This window comes from Polaromonas sp., from assembly GCF_031411155.1.
Lineage (GTDB): Bacteria > Pseudomonadota > Gammaproteobacteria > Burkholderiales > Burkholderiaceae_C > Polaromonas.
This window is the reverse complement of the sequence record NZ_JANOAL010000245.1, coordinates 1-9,027: the sequence shown is the minus strand read 5'-3', so window position 1 is coordinate 9,027 and position 9,027 is coordinate 1. Positions and strand designations below refer to the sequence as shown.

Genomic DNA, 9,027 nt, shown 5'->3' with positions numbered 1-9,027 from the left:
TCGGTGCCGCCGGCGCCAGCCTGGATGTCGAGGAAGGCGTTGAGCGGGTCGGCCGGGTTGTTGAACATCCGGCGAAATTCCATCTTCTCGACTTCCAGCGCGACCTTGGCGGCTTCGCCCTCGATCGCCTGCATGCCGGCTTCGTCGCCGTCGTCTTTCGACATGCCGAACAGTTCGGTGTTGTCGGCCAGTTCGCTGCTCAGCCGGTCAATCACATGCACCACGTCTTCGAGCGATTTTTTTTCCCGGCCGAGTTCCTGCGCGCGCTTGGGGTTGTCCCAGACCTTGGGGTCTTCCAGCGCGGCGTTGACTTCGTTCAGTTTTCGTTCCTTGGCAGGGTAGTCAAAGATACCCCCGAAGTTCATTGACCCGCGTGCTCAGGTCTGCCAGTTGGTTGCCGATGGCGTTGATGTGTTCTGCTTCCATGAGAGTTCAATCCTGAAGGTGGGTGGGGCCGAGGTTGGCTAACCCGTGATTTTCTCACGACCGGCAATCACTCAAGTCAAAAAGCCCTCAATCAGGATGGCCAGCGCTTCGGGCTGGTCGTGGTGCAGCATGTGGCCGGCGTCCTGCACCACGGCGACTGTGGCGTTGGGCACCTGCTTGAGCCTTTCGTGGTACTCGGCCAGGCTGTATTTGTCTTTCCACCACAGGGCCAGCGAGTCGTCGGAGGCTTCAATCGCCAGCACGGGCGCGCTGATGCGGCGGTAAATCTCCTGCACCTCGTCCAGCCGGTAGAGCTGGGCGCTGGTGATCTTGTGGCCAGGCTCGCCCAGAATCTGCCATTGGCCCTGGGCGTTGGGTCGCGCCCAGTGGCTGGCCAGCCAGCCGGCTTTCTCTGGCGACAGGCGTCGGTTGGTTTTCATCAGGCGGCGCGCCACGCCATCCACATCGTCATAGGCTTTCAGGGCCAGCTCGCCGCGGTGCAGGCTTTTGAGTTCGTCCATCCATTTGGCGTAGCGCCCCGGTGCCTGGCTCGGCTGGCTGGCGGGCAGGCCAAAGCCTTCCAGATTGACCAGCTTGCGAATGCGCGCGGGCCGCACACCCGCATACAGCATGGCGATGTTGCCGCCCAGGCTGTGACCGACCAGGTCCACCGGCGTGTCGCCGACATAGTGATCAAGCAAGAGATCGAGGTCGGCCAGGTAGTCAGGCGCCCAGTAGGCGTCCGCCTGGTGGCCCGGCCGGGCCAGCGTGGTTTGGCCAAAGCCGCGCCAGTCGGGCGCAATGATGGTGCGGCCCTGCGCAAACGCGTCTGACAGGGCATCGACCATGAACTGGTAAGAGGCGGCCACGTCCATCCAGCCGTGCACCAGCACCAGCGGCGGCAGCACCGTGCGGGCAAGGGGCTCGCCCCAGAACTGAACGTGGTAGTTGAGCCCGCGTATTGGGGCAAACTCGCTGCGGAAGGAACGCTTTTCTTTGTACATTGAAGGCCATCATAAGGAGAGCGCGCTTGAAACGCAGTCAACACAGGGACAAGGGACAAGGCAACGCGCCCGACCACTACGCCGCGCTGCACCAGGGCTTTCGCTGGCAGGTTGATGAGCACTTCAACATCGCCGAGGTCTGCTGCCGCCGCTGGGCCCGGGCCGACCTGCCGGGTGCTACTGAAAGAATAGCTATCCGCGCATATAAACCGGGGGCTGCAGGCCTGTTTCATACCTATTTCGAGCTGCAGCAGGCCGCCAATGCGCTGAGCCACGCGCTGGCGGGCCTGGGTGTGCAGCGTGGCGACCGCGTCGCCATCGTGATGCCGCAGCGCCTTGAAACCGCCGTGGCCTACATGGCGGTGTTTCAGATGGGCGCCGTCGCCATGCCGCTGTCCATGCTGTTTGGCCCCGAGGCGCTGGAGTACCGGCTGCATGACAGCGAGGCCGTGGTGGCTGTTTGCGACGAAAGCGCCATCGCCAGCCTGCAGGCGGTGCGCGGCCAGTGTCCGGCGCTGCGCAGCGTGGTGGCGGTGGGGGCGGCGGCCGGGCAGGGCGACGCCGACTACGCCGACTACCTGGCCGCGCTGTCGGGGCGGGCTTTTGACGCCGTCAGCACCCGGGCCGATGAAGCGGCCGTGCTGATTTACACCAGCGGCACCACTGGCCCGCCCAAGGGCGCGCTGATTCCGCACCGCGCGCTGATCGGCAACCTGAGCGGATTCGTCTGCAGCCAGAACTGGTTTGGCTTTGACGGCAAAGGCAACCAAAGCTCGAACGCGGTGTTCTGGAGCCCGGCCGACTGGGCCTGGACCGGTGGCCTGATGGATGCGCTGCTGCCCACGCTGTATTTCGGCCGGCCCATCGTCGCCTTCAATGGCCGCTTCAGCCCGGAACTGGCCTTCAACCTGATGCAAAGCCAGGGCGTGACGCACAGCTTTTTGTTCCCCACCGCGCTCAAGGCCATGATGAAGGCCTACCCGCGGCCGCGCCAGCAGTTCAGCCTGAAGCTGCAAGGCCTGATGAGCGCCGGTGAAGCGGTGGGCGATGCGGTGTTCAGCTACTGCCGCGACCAGCTCGGCGTGGTGGTCAACGAGATGTTTGGCCAGACCGAGATCAACTATGTGGTCGGCAACTGCGCCGTCCACTGGCCGGCCCGGCCCGGCAGCATGGGCAAGGGTTACCCCGGCCACCGGGTCGCGGTGATTGACGACGACGGCAAGGAATGCGCCGTCGGCGTGTCGGGCGATGTGGCGGTCAACCGCCATGACGTGCACGGCGACCCCGACCCGATTTTCTTTCTGGGTTACTGGAAGAACCCGGCCGCCACGCAGGCCAAGTTCGCTGGCACAAATGGGCCGGACGACTGGTGCCGCACCGGCGACCTGGCGCGGGCTGACGCCGACGGCTACCTCTGGTACGAAGGCCGGGCCGACGATGTGTTCAAGGCCGCCGGTTACCGCATCGGTCCCGGTGAAATCGAGAACTGCCTGGTCAAGCACCCGGCCGTGGCCAACGCGGCGGTGGTGCCCAAACCCGACCGCGAGCGCGGCGCGGTGGTCAAGGCCTATGTCGTGCTTGCTCCTGATTTGATAGCTGATAGAGCAAGTTCCGCCTTGGCTGGCGACCAGTTTGATGCAAATATAGTGGCCGAACTGCAGGCCCACGTGAAAAACCTGCTGGCGCCTTACGAATACCCGAAAGAGATTGAATTCATCGACGCGCTGCCCATGACCACGACCGGCAAGGTGCAGCGGCGGGTGCTGCGCCTTCAGGAAGAGCAGCGTTTCAAGGAGGGGCTTAAAAACGCCTGAGCCGGGGAATCGTCAAAAAAAAAGCACCCGAAGGTGCTTTTTTAAAATCAAAAGGCGGGTTTAACGCGCGGCGACCTGCTCGGCCACATAGATCTCGACGCGGCGGTTTTTGTCGCGGCCGTGCTGGGTGCTGTTGTCGGCCACCGGCTCGCGCGAACCGCGGCCGTCGGTCACGATGCGGGTGCGGGCCACGCCGCGGCTGACCAGGTAGTCACGGGCCGCATCGGCACGGTCTACCGACAGCGGGTTGTTGATGGCGTCAGAGCCGGTGCTGTCGGTGTGGCCAATGATGGTCACCGTGGTCACGGCGTTCTGGTTCAGGCTGGTGGCAAACTGGTTCAGCACCGGCGCAAAATTGGGCTTGATGGCCGAGCGGCCCACGTCAAACGACACGTCGCTCGGGATGTCCAGCTTCAGGCGGTTGTCGGCGGTCTGGCTGACGGCAACGCCGGTACCGGCCGTGGCTCTTTCCATCGCCAGTTTCTGGTCCTGCATTTTCTTGGACCAGATGTAGCCGCCGCCGGCGCCCACCGCGCCGCCCAGCACCGCGCCCTGGGCCGCGCCCTTGGAGCCACCCGTGGCTGCACCGATCAGCGCGCCGGCGACCGCGCCCAGGCCGGCGCCCTGCGCCGTGCCGCGCTGGGTTTCACTCATGTCGGCGCAGCCCGAAAGAATGCCGATGGCCAGGGCTGCGCAGGTCAGGGATTTGAAGGCGAGTGTTTTCATGGAAGTGCTCCTCGGAAATGAATGAATTTGTTTGAAATTTGCAAAAATCTGCAGCATCTAAGGCGCATTTAAACGCCGCGCATTGAATGCTACACAGATGAATAGTTAGCGGTTGTAAGACAAGTGCGCGAGTTGGGCCCGCGCAAGGGTGAAATGCAGCCCTTAAACTAGGTGTTTTGTGCAGTCCGTCACAACTGCTCACACTTCAACAACGGGCGCCGCCCGGGTTTTTTTGAGGCCCCCATTCATGCAAAAAGTTCAACTCGGCTTCAGCGACCTGCAGGTCACGCCCGTTTGCCTGGGCACCATGACCTTTGGCGAGCAGGTGGGCGAGGCTGTGGCCCATTCCATTCTGGACCGCGCGCTGGAGCGCGGGGTGAATTTTCTCGACACGGCCGAGATGTACGCCGTGCCGGCGCGGGCCGAAACCTTTGGCGCCACCGAAACCATCCTTGGCAACTGGCTCGCCAAGCACCCTGCGGCCCGCAGCAAGCTGGTGCTGGCCACCAAGGTCGCCGGCCCGGCGCGCGGCATGCCCTGGATTCGCGGCGGCAGCCCCGAAGTGACGCCGGCCGACATCGTGCAGGCCTGCGAGGACAGCCTCAAACGCTTGCAGACCGACGTGATCGACCTGTACCAGATTCACTGGCCAGTGCGTTATGTGCCGCTGTTTGGCACGCTGTATTTCGACCCGGCCAAGGACAACGCGGCCAGGGTGACGTCCATCCATGACCAGCTTGAAGCGCTGGCCGGGCTGGTCAAGGCGGGCAAGGTGCGCGCCATTGGCCTGTCCAACGAGACGGCCTATGGCGTGCACGAGTTTGTGCGGCTGGCCGAGCAGCACGGCCTGCCGCGCGTGGCCACGGTGCAAAACATTTATGGCCTGCTCAATCGCGGCGTCGAAAACGGACTGGACGAAACACTGCTGCGCCTCGGGGTGTCGCTGCTGGCCTATTCACCGCTGGGCTTTGGCCTGCTGACCGGCAAGTACGACCAGAGTGGCATTGACGGCCCCCAAACCCCGCGGGAAGCCCGCAGCGGCAAATTCGTGTCGGTGCGCAAACCGCGGTGGGGCCGGCCCGAGGCGCTGGCGGCGGCACGCCGCTACAACGCGCTGGCGCGCCAGCACGGCCTGACGCCGACCCAGATGGCGCTGGCTTTTTGCTACGGCAAGTGGCAGGTCACCAGCACCATCATCGGCGTCACCTCGGTGGCGCAGCTTGATGAAAACCTGCAGGCCTGGGGCACGACGCTGGCGCCCGAACTGCTGGCCGGGATCGACAAAATCCGCTGGGAAACGCGCGACCCGACGCTGTGAGTTCCATACATGTCTCAGCGCCTGTGATCCCCGAATTGCAAGTTCGAGCCGTGGAACCGGCTTTGCCGGGCTACAGGCGGGCGGCCCCCGAGGGGCTGGAGCCTGCGGCTCCAAAGCTGCTTGAGCAGCTTTGGACAGGCGACAGAGGCGAAGCGTCTCGCGAGCCGCGGCCTGCAAGGCCTCGGGAGCTACACGGAGTGAGCGACCGTGGTGGCTAAGAATCACGTCAGCGAGACCCCGGCCACCGCCTGGCTCAAGGCCCATCAGGTGGCGTTCACCGAGCACCGCTATGAGTACCTGGAGCATGGCGGGGCCCAGCACAGCGCGGCGGTGCTGGGGCTGGACCCTTTTTGCGTCGTCAAGACGCTGGTGATGCAGGACCAGGATGCCAAACCATTGCTGGTGCTGATGCATGGCAACCGCAAGGTGTCGACCAAGAATCTGGCGCGGCAGATCGGCGCCAAGTCGGTCGAGCCCTGCAAGCCCGAAATCGCGAACCGCCACAGCGGTTACCTGGTTGGCGGCACCTCGCCGTTTGGCACGCGCAAGGCGATGCCGGTGTACATCGAGGAAAGCATTCTGGCTTTGCCTGGAATCGCCATCAATGGCGGGCGGCGCGGCTACCTGGTGGGTATTGACCCGCAGGTTTGCGTCACGCTGCTGGGTGCAAAATCAGTGCAGTGCGCATTGATTGAATAGCAAGATAACTAGAACACCAAGAGGAGATCGCCTTGAACTACGCATATTTGGCCGGCGCCGTGCTGCTGGCCTATCTCATTGGCTCGCTGTCGTTTGCGGTCATCGTCAGCCAGCTGATGGGGCTGAACGATCCGCGCAGCTATGGCAGCAAAAACCCGGGCGCCACCAATGTGCTGCGCTCGGGCAACAAGGTGGCGGCGGCCGTCACCTTGCTGCTGGACGGCCTGAAGGGCTGGCTGCCGGTGGTGCTGGTGAAGTGGTACGGCGCTGACTACGGCCTGGGCGAGGGCGCCGTGGCGGCGGTGGGCCTGGCGGCTTTCCTCGGCCACCTGTACCCGGTGTTTTTCCGCTTCAAGGGCGGCAAGGGTGTGGCCACCGCAGCCGGTGTGCTGCTGGGCATCAGCTGGCTGCTGGGCCTAGCCACGCTGGGCACCTGGCTGATCGTGGTGTATTTTTCGCGCTATTCGTCGCTGGCCTCGCTGGCGGCGGCGGTGTTTGCACCGCTGTATTACCTGTTTGGCGACCGCGCCGCCTGGTATGTGGACAAAAGCATCTTGCTGGTGCTGTTTGTCATCAGCGCGCTGCTGGTCTACCGCCACCGCGAAAACATCAACAAGCTGATCAAGGGCACCGAGTCCAAGCTGGGCGCCTCGAAACCGGCCGCCAAAACGGGGAAATAACCCGAAAATAGCCAAAAAGTGGTAAAAATTGCCGCTAGCCCATCTGGAATGGGCGTAACGCGCTATCAAATTAGTAGCGCTTGTCGAGTGTCATGAGGTTGTTCTCGCGCTTCATCTGAAAGCGCGACAAAAAGCTGTTGCCCAGCAGCAAGAACGGCATGGGCTGCGGAATCACCACCGCCGCCACGTCAAACACCTCGACCTCGCCGACCCGCACCGAATTGAGCGTGATGCGAAAGCCTTCGGTGCTGCCGTTGGCGGTGGTCATGCGCACCGGCTGGCCGTTTTTGTAGGGGATGCCGGCGCGCTCGGCGTCCTGCACGCTCATGGCAATGCTGGTGGCGCCGGTGTCGACCATGAACTGCACGGCGCGGCCGTTGATCTGCCCCGGCGTCATGTAGTGGCCGCCGCCGCTTTCGTTGAGCACAATGCGGGTGCCGCGCCCGGCCGAGGCGCTGCCGCCCAGGCTCACCGGCGCATCACCGACGCGCAGGGTGCGGCGCTTGCCCGACTGTTCAATCACCGCCTGGTCGCCCGCGGTCGAAATGATCTTGACGCCCTGATGGGTCTCACCGGCCGCCACGCTCTTGGGCGCAGAGCCATCGACCACCAGCAAGGCCTTGCTGCCCATCATGCCGGCCAGCGCCACGGACTGGGCCTGGGCAGCGCCATGTAGCAAAGCGCACGCGACCAGGACAAAACTGGCAAGCGTAGAGGGAAGTTTCACCGCCGGGCCGCCCCAAGGTGAAAAAGCCCCCTCGGGGGGCAGCGAAGTACGCGCAGCGACAAGCGTGGGGGCCATATTTTCAGTCGCGGAAGTTGTCGAAGCTCAGCGGCAGATCCTTGATGTCCGAGCGGATCAGGGCCATGGCGGCCTGCAGGTCGTCGCGCTTGGTGCCGGTGACGCGCACCTTGCCGTCCTGAATCGCCGCCTGCACCTTCATCTTGCTGCCCTTGATCAGCTGCTGGATTTTCTTGGCCTGCTCGGTGTCGATGCCGTCACGCACCTGGGCCACCTGCTTGACCTTGTCGCCGCCAATTTTCTCGACCTTGCCCACATCCAGAAAGCGGATGTCGACGCCGGCCTTGGTGAGTTTGTTGCGCAGGATGTCGTTGATCTGGTCAATCTGGAAATCGCTGTTGCCAATCAGGGTGATGTCCTTGTCTTTGAGCTCGATCGCGGCGGGCGTGCCCTTGAAGTCAAAGCGGGTGCCGATTTCCTTGGCAGTGTTTTCAACGGCGTTTTTGACCTTGACCAGATCGGCTTCAAGAACAGTATCAAAGGAGGGCATGATGCGGCGTCTTTTCCAGAAAGAATAGGGAAAAAAGAGGTGGAGAAGGGGGTGAGACAATCCCATGATGTTAGTCGAGAAAAACGTTCCACTCCAGCAATTCAACAGCTTTGGCATCGTCGCCAAGGCCCTCGCGCTGGTGCGCCTGGGCAGCCCGGCAGACCTGGCCGCCGTGCTGCAGGATGCTGCCCTGCGGGCCGCCCCCAAATTCGTGCTCGGTGGCGGCAGCAACATCGTGCTGACCGGCGATGTCAAGCCGCTGGTGCTCAAGGTTGAGATCATGGGCAAGCACCTGGCTTACGAGACTGCCAAGGCCTGGATTGTGGAGGCCGGCGCCGGTGAAAACTGGCACGATCTGGTGACCTGGACGCTGAACAAGGGCTACCCAGGGCTGGAAAACCTGGCGCTGATTCCGGGCACGGTGGGCGCGGCGCCGGTGCAAAACATAGGCGCCTACGGCGTGGAGCTGCAAGACCGTTTCGAGTCGCTGGACGCCGTGGACCTGGCCACCGGCCAGACTTTTACGCTGAATGCCGCGCAATGCGCGTTTGGCTACCGCGATTCGGTGTTCAAGCACACCAGCCTGCCCGCCAGCCAGCCCGCCAGCGCGGGCATCGCCGGCTTTGGCCTGAAGGACCGGGCGCTGATCACCCATGTGCGCTTTGCCCTGCCGAAAGCCTGGAAGGCCGTGCCGGGCTATGCAGATATTGAGAAAAAGATGCTGCAGTCCAATAACCATGCGCCTGACGCGCTACAAATTTATGAGTGGATTTGCGACATCCGCAAGGCCAAGCTGCCCGACCCGCAACTCATCGGCAATGCCGGCAGCTTCTTCAAGAACCCCACCGTGTCGCCCGAGCAATGCGCCGACATCATCCAGCGCGAGCCCAAAATCGTGCACTACCACCTGGCCGACGGTGCAGTCAAGCTGGCGGCGGGCTGGCTGATCGACGCCTGCGGCTGGAAGGGCAAGTCCATCGGCAACGCCGGTGTCTACGACAAGCAGGCGTTGGTGCTGGTCAACCGGGGCGGCGCCAGCCACCCGGTGACGGGCGGCGAGGTCATGAC

9 protein-coding genes and 1 pseudogene are annotated in these 9,027 nt (G+C 63.5%); 5 read left to right on the top strand and 5 right to left on the bottom strand.

Going from position 1 to position 9,027, the window contains the following annotated elements; all coding sequences use genetic code 11:
* Both RMO23_RS14880 and RMO23_RS14875 read right to left on the bottom strand, forming a co-directional pair.
* Positions 1-426 (bottom strand): annotated as a pseudogene (locus RMO23_RS14880) (PCRF domain-containing protein); the annotation flags it as partial.
* 71 nt (positions 427-497) lie between these two features.
* Positions 498-1,430, bottom strand: a complete 933-nt coding sequence (locus RMO23_RS14875; RefSeq protein ID WP_309683111.1) for an alpha/beta hydrolase — start codon at positions 1,428-1,430, stop codon at positions 498-500.
* Between the two features lie 26 nt (positions 1,431-1,456).
* Between RMO23_RS14875 and RMO23_RS14870 the strand changes: the two genes are divergently transcribed.
* Positions 1,457-3,244: an AMP-binding protein gene (locus RMO23_RS14870; RefSeq protein WP_309683109.1), complete on the top strand. Its 1,788-nt coding sequence runs from the start codon at positions 1,457-1,459 to the stop codon at positions 3,242-3,244.
* Positions 3,245-3,304: 60 nt separating this feature from the next.
* Here RMO23_RS14870 and RMO23_RS14865 read toward each other — a convergent pair whose 3' ends face one another.
* Positions 3,305-3,970: an OmpA family protein gene (locus RMO23_RS14865; RefSeq protein WP_309683106.1), complete on the bottom strand. Its 666-nt coding sequence runs from the start codon at positions 3,968-3,970 to the stop codon at positions 3,305-3,307.
* 247 nt (positions 3,971-4,217) lie between these two features.
* On the opposite strand from RMO23_RS14865, the gene RMO23_RS14860 reads away from it, so the two are divergent.
* The 3 genes from RMO23_RS14860 (at position 4,218) to plsY (ending at position 6,667) form a co-directional block, all read left to right on the top strand.
* The gene (locus tag RMO23_RS14860) at positions 4,218-5,288 is read left to right on the top strand and encodes an aldo/keto reductase (RefSeq protein WP_309683104.1); all 1,071 of its coding nucleotides are present in this window, start codon (positions 4,218-4,220) and stop codon (positions 5,286-5,288) included.
* Positions 5,289-5,495: 207 nt separating this feature from the next.
* Positions 5,496-5,987 carry an aminoacyl-tRNA deacylase gene (locus tag RMO23_RS14855; protein WP_309683101.1) on the top strand — a complete coding sequence of 164 codons (492 nt, stop codon included), beginning with the start codon at positions 5,496-5,498 and terminating at the stop codon, positions 5,985-5,987.
* Between the two features lie 32 nt (positions 5,988-6,019).
* Positions 6,020-6,667, top strand: a complete 648-nt coding sequence (plsY, locus tag RMO23_RS14850; RefSeq protein ID WP_309683099.1) for a glycerol-3-phosphate 1-O-acyltransferase PlsY — start codon at positions 6,020-6,022, stop codon at positions 6,665-6,667.
* 70 nt (positions 6,668-6,737) lie between these two features.
* Here plsY and RMO23_RS14845 read toward each other — a convergent pair whose 3' ends face one another.
* Positions 6,738-7,394, bottom strand: coding sequence for a retropepsin-like aspartic protease (locus RMO23_RS14845; protein WP_309683097.1), 657 nt, complete (start codon positions 7,392-7,394; stop codon positions 6,738-6,740).
* A 79-nt stretch (positions 7,395-7,473) separates the two neighbouring features.
* Positions 7,474-7,959, bottom strand: coding sequence for a YajQ family cyclic di-GMP-binding protein (locus RMO23_RS14840; RefSeq protein WP_309683095.1), 486 nt, complete (start codon positions 7,957-7,959; stop codon positions 7,474-7,476).
* A gap of 67 nt (positions 7,960-8,026) precedes the next feature.
* On the opposite strand from RMO23_RS14840, the gene murB reads away from it, so the two are divergent.
* Positions 8,027-9,027 (top strand): UDP-N-acetylmuramate dehydrogenase (murB, locus tag RMO23_RS14835; protein ID WP_309683093.1); only part of this gene is annotated, 1,001 nt, incomplete at its 3' end.